This is a genomic window from Microbacterium resistens, from assembly GCF_021172025.1.
GTDB classification, from domain to species: Bacteria; Actinomycetota; Actinomycetes; order Actinomycetales; family Microbacteriaceae; genus Microbacterium; species Microbacterium resistens.
The window spans coordinates 746725-760126 of the sequence record NZ_CP082781.1 but is presented as its reverse complement, the minus strand read 5'-3'; the positions used below and the strand labels follow the sequence as shown (position 1 = coordinate 760126).

At 71.0% G+C, this 13402-nt stretch carries 15 protein-coding genes and 1 tRNA gene; 6 read left to right on the top strand and 10 right to left on the bottom strand.

The window, feature by feature from the left end:
- Nucleotides 1–9: 9 nt before the first annotated feature.
- Nucleotides 10–567, bottom strand: coding sequence for a GNAT family N-acetyltransferase (locus K8F61_RS03580; protein ID WP_231820708.1), 558 nt, complete (start codon nucleotides 565–567; stop codon nucleotides 10–12).
- Between the two features lie 196 nt (nucleotides 568–763).
- Here K8F61_RS03580 and K8F61_RS03575 point away from each other — a divergent pair, with 196 nt between their 5' ends.
- A complete protein-coding gene (locus tag K8F61_RS03575) occupies nucleotides 764–1543 on the top strand; it encodes a hypothetical protein (protein WP_231820707.1) in 780 nt (259 codons plus the stop codon).
- Nucleotides 1544–1611: 68 nt separating this feature from the next.
- Here K8F61_RS03575 and K8F61_RS03570 read toward each other — a convergent pair whose 3' ends face one another.
- The gene (locus K8F61_RS03570; protein ID WP_231820706.1) at nucleotides 1612–2154 is read right to left on the bottom strand and encodes a helix-turn-helix domain-containing protein; all 543 of its coding nucleotides are present in this window, start codon (nucleotides 2152–2154) and stop codon (nucleotides 1612–1614) included.
- 71 nt (nucleotides 2155–2225) lie between these two features.
- Between K8F61_RS03570 and K8F61_RS03565 the strand changes: the two genes are divergently transcribed.
- From K8F61_RS03565 to K8F61_RS03555, 3 genes are read left to right on the top strand one after another with little or no spacing between them, the layout of a single operon-like run.
- Nucleotides 2226–2585 (top strand): hypothetical protein, encoded by a 360-nt coding sequence (locus K8F61_RS03565; protein ID WP_067244600.1) that lies wholly within the window; start codon nucleotides 2226–2228, stop codon nucleotides 2583–2585.
- Nucleotides 2582–3298: an ABC transporter ATP-binding protein gene (locus K8F61_RS03560; protein ID WP_231820705.1), complete on the top strand. Its 717-nt coding sequence runs from the start codon at nucleotides 2582–2584 to the stop codon at nucleotides 3296–3298. Before K8F61_RS03565 ends, K8F61_RS03560 begins: the two co-directional genes overlap by 4 nt.
- Nucleotides 3295–4089 carry an ABC transporter permease gene (locus tag K8F61_RS03555; protein WP_231820704.1) on the top strand — a complete coding sequence of 265 codons (795 nt, stop codon included), beginning with the start codon at nucleotides 3295–3297 and terminating at the stop codon, nucleotides 4087–4089. Before K8F61_RS03560 ends, K8F61_RS03555 begins: the two co-directional genes overlap by 4 nt.
- Before the next feature lie 38 nt (nucleotides 4090–4127).
- Here K8F61_RS03555 and K8F61_RS03550 read toward each other — a convergent pair whose 3' ends face one another.
- From K8F61_RS03550 to dusB, 7 genes are all read right to left on the bottom strand, one after another.
- Complete coding sequence (locus K8F61_RS03550; RefSeq protein WP_231820703.1) at nucleotides 4128–4841, bottom strand: DUF4037 domain-containing protein; 714 nt, start codon at nucleotides 4839–4841, stop codon at nucleotides 4128–4130.
- Nucleotides 4842–5027: 186 nt separating this feature from the next.
- Nucleotides 5028–5789 carry a class I SAM-dependent methyltransferase gene (locus tag K8F61_RS03545; protein ID WP_231820702.1) on the bottom strand — a complete coding sequence of 254 codons (762 nt, stop codon included), beginning with the start codon at nucleotides 5787–5789 and terminating at the stop codon, nucleotides 5028–5030.
- Between the two features lie 102 nt (nucleotides 5790–5891).
- Nucleotides 5892–5967, bottom strand: a tRNA-Asn gene (locus tag K8F61_RS03540).
- 101 nt (nucleotides 5968–6068) lie between these two features.
- Nucleotides 6069–6851 carry an ATP-binding cassette domain-containing protein gene (locus tag K8F61_RS03535; protein WP_067244611.1) on the bottom strand — a complete coding sequence of 261 codons (783 nt, stop codon included), beginning with the start codon at nucleotides 6849–6851 and terminating at the stop codon, nucleotides 6069–6071.
- Between the two features lie 35 nt (nucleotides 6852–6886).
- Nucleotides 6887–8779, bottom strand: coding sequence for a DNA primase (gene dnaG / locus K8F61_RS03530; protein WP_231820701.1), 1893 nt, complete (start codon nucleotides 8777–8779; stop codon nucleotides 6887–6889).
- Complete coding sequence (locus K8F61_RS03525) at nucleotides 8779–10167, bottom strand: deoxyguanosinetriphosphate triphosphohydrolase (RefSeq protein WP_231820700.1); 1389 nt, start codon at nucleotides 10165–10167, stop codon at nucleotides 8779–8781. Before K8F61_RS03525 ends, dnaG begins: the two co-directional genes overlap by 1 nt.
- A gap of 4 nt (nucleotides 10168–10171) precedes the next feature.
- The gene (gene dusB / locus K8F61_RS03520; RefSeq protein WP_067242637.1) at nucleotides 10172–11332 is read right to left on the bottom strand and encodes a tRNA dihydrouridine synthase DusB; all 1161 of its coding nucleotides are present in this window, start codon (nucleotides 11330–11332) and stop codon (nucleotides 10172–10174) included.
- A 109-nt stretch (nucleotides 11333–11441) separates the two neighbouring features.
- Between dusB and K8F61_RS03515 the strand changes: the two genes are divergently transcribed.
- Nucleotides 11442–11936, top strand: a complete 495-nt coding sequence (locus K8F61_RS03515; protein WP_067242639.1) for a glutathione peroxidase — start codon at nucleotides 11442–11444, stop codon at nucleotides 11934–11936.
- Nucleotides 11937–12065: 129 nt separating this feature from the next.
- Here the strand turns inward: K8F61_RS03515 and K8F61_RS03510 are convergent, their stop codons facing one another.
- Nucleotides 12066–12773 (bottom strand): DsbA family oxidoreductase, encoded by a 708-nt coding sequence (locus K8F61_RS03510; protein WP_231820699.1) that lies wholly within the window; start codon nucleotides 12771–12773, stop codon nucleotides 12066–12068.
- 53 nt (nucleotides 12774–12826) lie between these two features.
- Here K8F61_RS03510 and K8F61_RS03505 point away from each other — a divergent pair, with 53 nt between their 5' ends.
- On the top strand, nucleotides 12827–13402 hold the full coding sequence (locus tag K8F61_RS03505) for a P-loop NTPase family protein (protein WP_231820698.1): 576 nt from the start codon (nucleotides 12827–12829) through the stop codon (nucleotides 13400–13402).

Sequence of the window (13402 nt, the reverse complement as noted above, 5' to 3'; positions counted from 1 at the left end):
GTGCGGACCTCACGCCGTCCGGGCGCCCGCGCCGTCGGTCCGGCGCGCGAACCACTCCGCGCGGAGAAGCCCCATGCGCACGATGTCCGTGTACGCGCCGCGGACCCACGCGTGCTCACGCTGGCGACCTTCCACGACGAACCCCGACTTCTCGTAGGCGCGGATCGCCGGCGCGTTCGACCCGATCACCTCCAGGTGCACCCGGTGCAGGTTGCACCGCACGAACGCGAACTCGAGGATCTGCGCGATGGCCTCCGTGCCGATCCCGCGCCCTCGTGCCGACGGCGTGAGCGCGATCCCCACCTCCGCATGCCCGGAGAGCCCGTCGAAGTCGAAGAGCCCGATCGTCCCGACGGCCTGGCCCGCCTCATCGATCACGAAGCTGACGTTGCCGCCGGGCTCGGCCTCGCGCTCGGCGAGACGCGACCGCCAGGCCTCGCGCGTCACGGTCACGGGCCGGCCCGGGTTGCGCTCCTCCCAGGTGTCCAGATCCGACGCGATCTCGTAGAGCGCGTCGAGGTCCTCGTCGGTGCGGGCACGAAGACGAACGGCGGGGGCAGGGGTCATGGTCCGCACCGTAGCCGAGTGCCGTCCCCGCGCGCAACGGCTCCCGGACGCGGTTCTCCCCGGAACTTCGGGATCGGCTCCGCGCGCCCGCGTCGGGGCGGTCCTGTGATCGGGAGGACCGACGACGGTGCACGGTGGAGGGGACGGGAGGGCACCCGCATGGGGCCGGGTCCGCTTCCGGGAGAAGGGAGACGACATGTATCCTCCGACCGCGTCGCCAGCGACCGACACCGGGACACCGGATCGCATTTCGTCTGCGCCGTGGTCCCCGCGTCGTCGCCGGATCGTCGGCACCATCAGTGTGTTCGCGCTGCTGGCCGTCATCGCATTCGCGCCCGACCCGATTCTGCGGGTCATCAACACGAACAACGCCCATCGACTCGTCGACGAACTCGCGCAGGAGCAAGCGGGGCTGCTGTCCCGTCAGTCCCAGATCCGCGGCCCGATCCGAGGACTGGGCGCGCCGGCGCGTTCCTGGACCGCGGTGTCGTGCTGGCTCACGCCGCGGTACAGCGATGGAGACGGCGAGCAGGATCTGATCATGTTCTACTGGCAGGAGTGCGCGCTCGTGGCCTACGAGATCTACCCGCTCGCCCCCGGAGCCGGCGACGCCGCTGAGGTCGCGGCTCGTCTCGGCGGCCACACTGCCGGCACCCCCACCTGCGCGGAGACGCTCTTCGACGTTCTCTCGCCAGACATCGGCGCCGGCGGGAAGGACGATTACGCGACGAGCCTGTGGTGGACGACGCCGAGCGGCGACCCGCCGGCGCATCAACCGACTCGGTGTGCTCTGCCCTCTCCCGAAGACCCGGATTCGACCCTTGTCAGTATGGGCGTCGATGAGCCCCTGACGGCGGACGCCTACGTCGTCTATCGGGTACGCTCACCGGTCCGCGCGACAGAAGCGGGCTGCCAACACGCCTTCACCTGGCTCGCCCCCTGCACCGGGGAGCCGCACGGGTTCCCCGTCCTCTGACAGGTGCGCGCGGCGCATCCCTCGTCGATCGCGCGCGTCGGATGACGGAGAGTCAGCGCTCCGACCGCCTACCGGAGCTCGACCGTCGCGCCAGGATCGGGCGTCAGCACCGTCGAGAGCGTGACCCGGCGCCGACCCGATCGCGCCTCGAAGTAGGGCGACAGGAGTTCGGCCAGGCCTGCCTGGATGCGGGCGAGGTCATCCTCGTCGACGTACAGCACCGTCCGTCCGAAACCCGAGAAGTCTCGGAGACCGGGATCCGCGGCGAGGAACCGATCGAAGTCCGCCGACATCTCGCCGAGGAAGGTGAGGAACGCTGTCCTCAGCACAGCCTCGTCCACCTGACGCAGCTCCTCCCGGTCCACGTGGGCCATCCGCTCGCCCAGCGCCAGCGTGCGTTCGACCGCACCGCGCACCTTCCGTTCGTCCACGACGACGAGGATGCCCGCCTCCACCAGCGTCGCCACATGGCGGTACAGCGTGGCCTGCGTCACATCCGGCAGCGCGGCGCGCAGCTGGGCCGTCGTGAGCTGTCGTCCGCCCAGCTGCTGCACGACCCGCAGCCGCACCGGATGCAGCACGACATCGGCGATCGGGGTTGCTTCCGTCACGTCGCGACCTCCATTATTATCAGCATGATAATGTTCTCGACACTGCATCGATTCTACGAAGGGAACGGATCATGACCGAGGTGGAGTACACGGGACGCGCCGTTCGGGTGCTGTTCCCGGGGTGGGAGTCCGCGATGGCCGGCCGGGCGTCGTTCACCGCATCGAACGACGTCGTCCGGGACGCCGCGGCAGCGCCCGGCTGGACCTCCGAGATCCTCGGCATGCGTTCCGGTCTCGTGGTGTCGGGGTTCCGGAAGCTCGGCGTCTTCACCCATCCGTCCGGAGTGCGGCGGCTGGTGTCGATGAAGCGGGGTCTGCCTCTGCTGCGGATCCTGCTCGACCGTGCCGAGACGGGATTCGACGAGCTGCTCGTGAGCACCCCGGACGCCGACGCCCTCGCCCGATCGATCCGTGAAGGGAGCGACCGGTGAGCACCGAGATCCGCCTCGTCGGGCTGCGTAAGTCCTTCGGCGACGTCGTCGCCGTGGCAGACGTCGGCTTCATCGCCCGCCCTGGGCGCGTCACCGGTTTCCTCGGCCCCAACGGCGCCGGGAAGTCGACGACCCTCCGCATGCTCCTCGGCCTCATTCGCCCAGATGCCGGGGCCGCCACGATCTCGGGATACACCTATCGCGACCTCGTCGCGCCCGCTCGCACCGTCGGGGCGGTCCTCGACATCGCCGGCGCCCACCCCCGGATGACCGCTCGGGCACACCTGCGGACGCTGTGCGCGCTCGGCGGACTGCCTCGCGCCCGCGTCGATGCGGTGCTCGGCGCGGTCGGCGCCGAGCAGTACGCCGACCGGCGTGTCGGCGGCTTCTCCACCGGCATGCGGCAGCGGCTCGCGCTGGCCGCCGCTCTCCTCGGAGAGCCCGAGGCCCTCGTGCTGGACGAGCCGGCCAACGGCCTCGATCCGGCCGGGGTCGCATGGCTGCGCGGCGTCCTGCGCGACTTCGCCGCACGTGGGGGGACCGTGCTCGTCTCCAGCCACCTGCTCGGGGAGATCCAGCAGAGCGCGGATGACGTCGTCCTCCTCGACCAGGGCGCGGTCGCCTGGTCGGGGCCGATCGCGGATCTGGTGTCCGACGGTGAAACGCTCGAGAGCGCGTTCCTCCGCCTGACCGGGGCGGAGGTCGCCGCGTGAACGCCGTGCGCGGAGAGATCGCTCGGCTTGCGGCGACACACCTGCCTCTCTGGACCGTCCTGGCCGCGATGGGCGTCGGCGGGGTGCTCCCCGGACTCCTCGCGCTCATCGGCCCGGAGAATGCCTCGCCGCCGATGCCCGGTCTGGACACGACGGAAGGGGCTGCTCTCCTCCTCGGCCTCGGCGGCGTGCTGCTGTTCGTCCCGGCGCTGATCGGCACTCTCGCCGTGACCGCCGAGTACCGTCATCGCACCATCGCCACGACGTTCCTGATGATCCCGCGCCGTGGCCGGGTCCTGGCCGCGAAGCTCGTCGTCTACACCGGCCTCGGCCTCCTGTACGGCGTGACCGCGTCGGTGACGGCGGGACTCGTCCTCGTCGGGGCGGCGCAACTCCGGGGCGTGCGCTTCGGAATGCCGACGGGACCGCTCGTGACGATCCTCACCCAGCTCGCCCTCGCTGCGGCCGCCTACATGCTGATCGGAGTCGCGGTCGGGGCACTGGCCCGGCATACCCTCGTCGCCATGGGCATCGTCCTGGGATACTTCTATCTGGTCGAGTACATCCTGATGGTCATCCCGGGCGTCAACGTCCTGTACCCGTTCCTGCCCGGCGGCGCCACCGCGTCCCTCACGCGGTTCACCTTCCTGACCGACGCGATCGCGGCCGAGACGTCTCTGGGGCCGGCTCCGTTGCTTCCCCCCATGGCCGGCGCCGGCGTCCTCGTCGCCTACGCGTTGGGGGCCGCGGGGATCGCGGTCATCGCGCCGCTGCGCCGGGATCTCCGTTGAGGCGCACGGCCAACGGCTGCGGGGGGTCGCGCCTCGGGTCAGGTCTCCCCCGTCAGGGCGTCGCGATACTCGCGAGAGAGCCGAGCCGGCCAGTCGGTGTGCGTGACGACGGCATCATCGGCGTGCGTGAGCTGATCGAGGGACCCCACCGGGACGAGCGCGCGCAATGACGGGTCCGAGATGCTCCCACGGAGGCTCTCCACGAACTCGCCCGCGTTGATCGTGAGATACGGACGGATCGCGCCGTTGATGCCGACATCGAACGGCGCGAGGCGGGGTCGCACCGGGGACCCCAAGGACAGGCGGCTCTGCCGCTCCCCGAGTCGGGTGAACAGCTCATGAAGCGCAGCCGTCGCCGCCTCCTGCCCGCGCGCGGTGAGAGCGCGATCGAGAAGCGGTGCGAGCTGGGCGGCGGGAAGGAGACGGGCGAAGGCCGCCCCGAACCACTTGTCGTAGGGCCAGTACGCGCGCTCCTGCAGGAACACGAGCTCCATGGCCAGGCGACAGAGCCTCGCAGTCAGCAGACGCGATCCGATCACGTCGCCCGTCTCGATGCACCGCCCGCGCAGCGGCTCGGCCGCACCGATCAAGTGCCAGGTCGTGAGCATCATCCAGGCCCAGACATCGTCCGGATACCACGTGAGCACGTCGCGGATGTCGGTGAGGGCGCCGTCGTCGTCCCGGAAGACCTCCCCGGCGGTCGCATGGAGCAACCGCTGCTGGGGCACGCCGAGCCAGTCGGCCGCATCCATGCTCGTCCGCCACGAGGATCTGAACTCTCGGCCCCCATTCATGGTCCCGGGAACGCAGGGTGTCGAAGCCGAGCACCTCGGATCCCTCCCCCAGGAGGGCCGCGGCGTGCGGCACATCGACGAGAGGCTCGACCGCCTCGGCGTAGAACCGTCGGGCCAGATCGAGGCCGGAGACCGAGTCGTCCGTCATCGCCGGGGCTTCCGGGCCTCGATGAGATGGCGCGTCGCGTGCGCGACGAACGGGCCCTCTCGGCGAAGGAGGTCATGGAGCTCGCGCAGCCGAGGGCGGAACCGCTCGACGGAGAACCCCGGAACCCACCAGACGACCCTTCTCAGCAGGTAGACGACCGCCGCGACATCGTGGATCTCGATGCGCAGGGTCGCCGTCCTCAGATCGGTGATCTGCAGCCCGGCGGACTCCGCGTCCGCCGCCTCGTCTTCCGGACGCCGGTGGCGCCGCCCCTCGGGCTGGGGCCCGAGGAAGAACTCGATGAGCTCGAACACGCTCGCCGGCCCCACATGCTGCGCGAGATAGGTCCCGCCCGGCCGGAGAACCCGGGCGATCTCGTCCCACCAGATCGTCGCCGGATGCCGGCTGGTCACCAGGTCGAACGCCTCATCCGCGAACGGCAGCGGCGGCTCGTCCGGATCAGCGACGACGACCACCCCACGAGGGTGCAGCAGACGCGATGCCCGAGCGACGTTCGGCGGCCAGGACTCCGTCGCGACGGCGACCGGCGGAAAGACGCCGGCCTCCGCGAGAACCTCCCCGCCGCCGGTCTGGATGTCGAGCGATGCCGTCGCCTTCGTCAGGCGTTCGGCGAGGAGCCGGGCATATCCCCACGGCGGCCGCTCCTCGCTCGCACGACCCTCGAGCCAGGAGAAGTCCCATCCCGAGACGTCGGCCGTGTCGCCGATCTCGATCAAGGCCTCGAAGGAATCCGTCATCCCTCGAGTCTCGCATCCGCGCGGGAGCGGGGCGTCGCCCTGTGACCTTCTCTGCGACAGGCGAAAGGCGCCTCGTCCCGAACGGGACGAGGCGCCTTCTGCTGGCTCCCCCGGTTGGACTCGAACCAACAACCTGCCGGTTAACAGCCGGCTGCTCTGCCAATTGAGCTACAGGGGAATGTTCACCGCTGCGCGGACAACTCATCGATCATAGCAGGATCCGCGTCGTGCTCCCGAACCGGGCCGCGCCTCGCGCGTGTCGTCCGCGCGGCGTCCTGCTCACCGCGACGACGCCCGGTCCGGCTCCGTCCCCGGGGTCCAGACGAGATCGGCACCGGCGCCCCGCGCGACCACGTGACCCTCCCGGATCATCAGGGTCTCGGCGCCCAGTTCCCGGGCGAAGGCGGCGTCGTTGCTGACCAGGAGCGCAGCCATGCCCTCGTCCGCACGGCGCCGGGAGATGGCGTCGAACACGACGTGACGGACCTCGAGGTCCAGGTTCGCCAGGGGCTCGTCCGCGATCAGGACGCGCGGCTCCAGCACGAAGGACCGGGCGATCGCGACGCGCTGGCGCATGCCCGCGCTCAGCTCATAGGGGAACTTCGCCGCCGCGCCGAGCGGCAGGTGCAGTTCGTCGAGGAGCGTCGCCACCCGGATCGCCAGCGCCTTCGTGTTCACGCGACGCTCCCGCTGAAGGATCGGCTCGGCGATGATCTCCTGGACGGTCAACTGCGGGTTCAGGTCCGCCCCGCCGTTCTGCGGGACGTAGCCGGTGAGGTACGTGAGCTCGCGATGCCGACGCCCGGGGCGACGGATCGAGATCCCGCACACGCGCGCGTCTCCGCCGACCACCCGCAACGAGGGGTCGGTGGAACCCGCGAGCGCCCCGACCAGGGTCGTCTTCCCGGAGCCGGTCGCACCCGCGATGCACATGAGCTCCCCCGCCTGCAGACGGAAGCTCACCCCGTCCACGGCGCGGGTGGGCGTGCTGTGTCCCTGTCGGTCGATCACGATGTCGTCGCAGTCGATCGCGATCGACTCGTCCCCCTCGAAACGCGCCATGTCCTCCATCCTGCCTGTTCGACGGCGTCGACGCGTCACGACTCGACGAAACGCTGCCGTTCGAGGTCGATGTCCCGGAGGCGCACGCGCAGGGCGCGCCCGCCGTCCGAGTCCGGCGGGACCCGCTGGATCGCGCCCAGCAGCTCGTGCTTCTCGCGGTCGAGGTGCCGCTGGATCAGCCGGCGCGCGAGATCCGTCGTCGACGCCACCGCGCCTGCCTCGTCCCGAGCCGGGAACGCCCGCATCAGGAGCTCGCCGGCAAGACTCCGGTACGGCTCCCGCACCGCGTCGACCGCCGCGATGACCCACCCGGGACGAGAGCGGTCCCCGGCCGCGGCGACCGCCTCGCGGACGGCGTCGAGCGCGGGGATCTCGAACGGAGCGCTCAGCGCGCGCTGGAGAAGCTCATGGTCCACCTGATGGCCGTACTGCAGCGCACCGGTCAGAGCATCCCGTTCCAGCGAGGCGACCCCGGTACGCGGAAGGGCCGCCAGGGTCACCGGGGCGAGGGCCTGCGGCGACGTATCGCCGCCCTGGCCGGCGCCGCCCGCCGGACGCGCCGTCGGCGGGTCGGCCGGGCGCGCCCCCTGCTCGCGCCCCTCCGCCGCCCGGGGGGTCTGCCTGCGCACCTCCGCGTGGACGTCGTCCGGGTCCATCCCGAGGCGGCGCGCGAGAACGCGCTCGTACTCCGGGCGAAGGAGCCGATCGCGGATCTCCGCCACGATCGGCGCGGCGGCACGGAGAGCCCCGACACGCCCCTCGACGGTCGCGAGGTCGTAGGACGCGAGCCTCCGGTCGATGACGAACTCGAACATCGGCACCTTCGCAGAGAGGAGGGACCGCACCGCCGCGTCACCGCGCTGCAGGCGCAGGTCGCAGGGATCCAGGCCGTCCGGCGCCACCGCCACGAACGTCTGCGCAGTGAAGCGGTTGTCCTCGGCGAAGGCGCGCAGCGCCGCCTTCTGTCCGGCCTCGTCGCCGTCGAACGTGAAGACGACCTCACCGTGCGCGGAGTCGTCGCCCATCACCCGGCGCAGCACCTTGATGTGCTCCGCGCCGAACGCCGTGCCACAGGTGGCGATCGCGGTGGTCACCCCGGCCAGGTGGCAGGCCATGACATCGGTGTAGCCCTCAACGACCACGACCCGTCTCGGATCGCCACGGGAGATGTCGCGCTTGGCGAGATCGAGCCCGTAGAGCACCTGGGCCTTCTTGTAGATCGGCGTCTCCGGCGTGTTCAGGTATTTGGGGCCCTTGTCGTCCTCGTACAGACGCCGGGCGCCGAAGCCGATGGTCTGCCCGGTGACGTCGCGGATCGGCCATACGACGCGGCCGCGGAATCGGTCGTAGACGCCCCGCTGCCCGGTCGACACCAGCCCGGCCGCGCTCAGCTCGTCACGGGTGAAGCCCTGGGCGGTCAGCGCCTTGAGCAGCCCGTCCCAGCCGCGCGGGGCGTATCCCACGCCGAAGTGCGCCGCGGCGCCCGCGTCGAACCCGCGCTCGCCGAGGAAGCGGCGGGCCGACTCCGCCTCGGCGCTGAGCAGCTGGCCGCGGAAGAACTCCGCGGCCGCGGTGTTCGCGGCGTACAGCCTGCTGCGCCCGCTCGTCTCCGGCGCGGCGCCGCCGTCCTCGTAGTGCAGGGTGTAGCCGATGCGCGCGGCCAGCCGCTCCACCGCCTCGGTGAAGCTGACGTGGTCCATCTCCCGCAGGAACGAGTAGACGTCTCCGGAGGCGCCGCAGCCGAAGCAGTGGTAGAAGCCCACCTGCGGCCGCACGTGGAAGCTGGGGCTCTTCTCGTCGTGGAACGGGCACAGGCCCTTCATGGAGCCCACGCCCGCGGACTTGAGCGAGACCCGTTCGCCCACGATGTCCGCGATGTTGGTGCGCGCCTTGACCTCGTCGATATCGGCCTGGCTGATGCGCGGCATCAGTGCACCTCGACGGCGTCCGCGCCGCGTGCGGCGTGCGCCCGGCCCGCCGGCCGTGCATGCCGCGGCGTCCAGATGCCGACCTCGGCGGGATCGATGTCCCCCACCAGGCGGTTGTGCCAGTCGACCGCGGTCTGGTCCGTCAGGCTCGCGATCTGGTCCACGACCACCCGCGCTCGCTCCGCATCCGTCTCGGCCGCGAGGAAGTCCGCGGCGAACGCCGGCTCCAGCACGTCGGCGCCCGCACGCCAGAGAGTGTCCGTGGACCATAGTGCATCGGCCAGCCGCTTGAGCACGCGGCGCTGCTCCTTGTACACGCCGCGGCGCGCGTCGATCGTGACGATCGCCTGGCCCATGATCCCCTTCAGCACGGCGATCTCGGCCTCGATCACCGGAGGCACCACGACGTGCGCGCTGTACCGCGCCAGCCTCGGCCCCTCGTAGGCCTCCCGGGTCGCGGAGACCGCCGCACGGGCGAAGCGCCCGATGAGGTCGCTGGTGAGGTTCTTCAGCCGCGCCAGGTCCCGGCGCGAGCGGTCGAAGGACTTCAGCCACATCGGCTGGCAGGTCAGCCGGTACAGAGCGTCGGCCAGGTCCTCGCGGGTGAAGTCGTAGCCCACCCACTGCTGGATGCGACCGATGAGCGCGTGGTGCTCGGCGGGATCGGCGAGCTTGGCCACATCCAGGTAGCCGTTGACGATCGCGTCCTCGAAGTCGTGGACCGAGTAGGCGATGTCGTCGGAGAGGTCCATGATCTCGGCCTCGATGCAGCGCAACCGCCCCGGGGCGCCCTCCCGCATCCAGCGGAAGACCGCCTCGTCCTCGGGGTACACCCCGAACTTGAGACGCCCTCCCGGATCCGGGAGCGGGTTGTCCACCGTCCAGGGGTATTTGCACGTGGCGTCCAGGCTCGCCCGAGTGAGGTTGAGCCCGACCGAGTGCTCGTCGTCGTCGAGCACCTTCGCCTCGAGGCGGGTCAGGATGCGGAGCGACTGGGCGTTCCCCTCGAAGCCGCCGATGGGCTCGGCCCACTCGTTCAGCGCGCGCTCGCCGTTGTGCCCGAACGGCGGATGGCCGAGGTCGTGGCTCAGGCAGGCCGTGTCCACCACATCCGCCGAGACGCCGAGCGCGATCGCCAGCTCTCGGCCCACCTGGGCGACCTCGAGCGAGTGCGTGAGCCGGTTCCGAGCGAAGTCGGCGGTGCTGGCGGGACTGAGCACCTGCGTCTTCGCAGCCAGCCGACGAAGCGCTGCGGAGTGCAGCACCCGCGCGCGGTCCCGCGCGAAGTCGTCGCGTTCGGAGCGGTGCGTCTCGGCGAAGAACCGGGCGGCGTCGTGGGCGTCGTAGCCGTCGCCGCGGGCCGCGCCCGCACGGACTGCGCCGCTCACCGTCTCAGCCGCCACTGTTCTCGATCTCCGCTCCGCGCATCATCGCCCCGGTCTCCGCAGCGATCTCGCGGGACTCCAGCCAGCCGTCCGGAAGAGCCGTCCGCTTCGGCGACCCCGCACGGCCGCGCTGCCCCTCGGCGGCAGCGCCCGGATAGGGCGCGTCCTCCAGCGTGCCGAGAAGGTCGTCGATCTCCGCGAGCGTGGAGACCCGTGCGAGCGCGGCCCGCAGATCCCCGCCGACCGGGTAGCCCTTGAAGTACCACGCGACATGCTTGCGGATGTCCTTGCACCCGCGGTCCTCGTCCTCGAAGAAGTCGACGAGCAGCTCGGCGTGCCTCCGGAACGCCTCGGACACGAAACGGAGGGTCGCGTCGACCGGCGGACCCGCGGAGCCCTCGGGACCGAGAGCCGCCGCGAGCTCGCCGAACAGCCACGGCCGCCCGAGGCAGCCCCGGCCCACGACGACGCCGTCGCAACCGGTCTCGGCCATCATCCGCACCGCGTCGTCGGCGGACCAGATGTCGCCGTTGCCGAGGACCGGGATCGAGGTCACCGCCTCCTTGAGCTCGCCGATGGCGCTCCAGTCCGCGTGGCCCGAGTAGTACTCGGAGGCGGTGCGCGCGTGCAGCGCCACCGCGGCCGCCCCGGCGTCCTCCGCCGCGCGCCCCGCGTCGAGGAAGGTCAGGTGGTCGCGGTCGATCCCCTTGCGCATCTTCACCGTCAGCGGCACGGAGCCCGCGGCCTTGACCGCCCGCTGCACGATATCCGCGAACAGCGACCGCTTCCACGGCAGCGCCGCTCCCCCGCCCTTGCGCGTGACCTTCGGCACCGGGCATCCGAAGTTCAGGTCGATGTGATCGGCGCGGTCCTCGGCGACGAGGATGGTCACGGCCTCGGCGATCGTCGCGGGATCGACGCCGTACAGCTGCACCGACCGAGGAGTCTCGCTCTCGTGATGCTGGATGAGACGCATCGTGATGGCGTTGCGCTCGACCAGCGCGCGCGAGGTGATCATCTCGCTGACGTACAGTCCCGCACCGTACTCCCGGCACAGGCGCCGGAAGGCCGTGTTCGTGATCCCCGCCATCGGGGCGAGGACGACGGGCGCCTCGATCCGGATCGGACCGATCTGCAGCGGGCGGGCGGGAGCGGGAGCAAGAGTCATGGCCCCTCCATTCTCCCAGATGAGCGACCCCGGTGGCGGCGAGCGGCCGGCGCCGGGGAACCGCGCAGGATCGGGCCTCGAACACCGCCGCGCGCGTAGGCTGAGGAGCATGACGAGTGCCGATGTCCGCAGCATCCCGTTCACCGACGCCTCGGGCGCCCAGACGACCCTGCAGGATCTCGACGCCGACGTCGTCCTGGTCGTGAACGTCGCCTCGAAATGCGGTCTCACCCCTCAGTACGCGCAGCTCGAAGAGCTGCAGCGCACATATGCCGACCGCGGCTTCACAGTGCTCGGCTTCCCCTGCAACCAGTTCTTCGGCCAGGAGCCCGGCTCGATGGACCAGATCCTGGAGTTCTGCTCCACGACGTACGGCGTCACGTTCCCCGTCAACGACAAGGTCAAGGTGAACGGCCGCAACGCCGCCGAGCTCTACAAGGCGCTCACCCGGACTCCGGACGCGAACGGCAAGGCCGGTCGCGTGGAGTGGAACTTCGAGAAGTTCCTCGTTGGCGCGGACGGCTCGATCCAGCGCTTCCGGCCGAAGCAGCGACCGGATGACCCGGCGATCGTGTCGGCGATCGAGGCCGCGCTCACGCGCTGACCCCGTCCTCTCGGCCCGCGAGGGGCCCCGCCGCGCAGGAGGCCGTCTGACCGGCGGGGCGGATCCTGCGCAGGCGTGAGCCCGGAGATCCGCGCCCACGCCGGCGTCATCCGGCGTCGGGACCGCGCGTCAGGCCGTCTCCGGCTCGCGCTCTCCGTCCGCAGTCGCTCCGTCCGCACGCTGAGCCCACAGGTCGCGGAGCACGTTCTCGAACGCGGCGGGCGGCTGCGCCCCGCTGACGCCGTACTTGCCGTCGATGACGAAGAACGGCACGCCCTGGATGCCGTAGGCCCTCGCCTGCTCCTGATCCTGCCGCACGTCGGGGAGGTGACGCTCCGACTCCAGTGCGGCGCGCGTCTCGTCGGCGTCCAGCCCGACCTCGACGGCGAGGTCGACCAGATCGTCGATCCGCCCGACGTGGCGCCCCTCGGTGAAGTACGCCGCCATGAGCCGCTCTTCCATCTCGTGCTGGCGGCCGTGCGCCTTCGCGTGGTGGAGCAGTTCGTGCGCCTTCACGGTGTTCGTGTGCTGGAGCAGGTCGAAGCGGTACTCCAGACCCGCTTCACGCGCGACCCCGGTCACGCGCTCGAGCATCTGCTGGACCTGTTCGCGCGGCATCCCCTTGTGACCGGAGAGGAAGTCGATCTCGTCGCCGTCGAAGTCCACCGGTGTGTCCGGCGAGAGCTCGAACGAGTGGAACGTGATCTCCACCTCGGGGCTCTGGCCATCCTCCGCGTCGCGGAGCGCCGCGAGGCCCTTCTCCAGGTTGCGCTTGCCGATGTAGCACCAGGGGCAGGCGATGTCGGACCAGATGTCGATCGAGATGGGGTTGCTCACATCTTCATGCAACCGCATCGAATCAGGATGTATTCCGTTGGTAGCATCCTCGGATGCCCTCGCCCCCGGATGCCTCGCCCGTCCTCCCCCTGCGGGTTCTGGTCGCCGGGATCACCGGCGCCGGGAAGACGACGTTCGCGCGGCGGGTGGCCGCCGCGGCCGGAGTGCGACACGTCGAGATCGACGCGCTCTTCCACGGCGCCGGGTGGACGCCGCGTCCCTCCTTCCTCGACGACGTCCGTGCGTTCGCCGCCGAGGAGCGCTGGGTGACGGAGTGGCAGTACACGTCCCAGGGCACGGACGCCGTTCTCGTGCCCCGAGCCGATCTTGTCGTCTGGCTCGACTATCCGTGGCGCATCGTGCGGGCACGGCTGATCCGCCGGACCCTCGCCCGCCGCATCCTCCGCACGCGACTGTGGAACGGGAACACCGAGCCGGCGATCTGGACCCGCGCCGCATGGACGGGCGAGGACGACATCCTCCGCTGGCAGCGGCGCACCCGTCACAAGTGGGACGAGCGGATGCCCGAGATCATGCGTGCGCACCCCGATCTTCCGATCGTGCGCCTGCGGCATCCGCGAGAGGCGCGACGCTGGCTGCGCGCTCTCTCCGCCGCCCGTCCGCGCTGA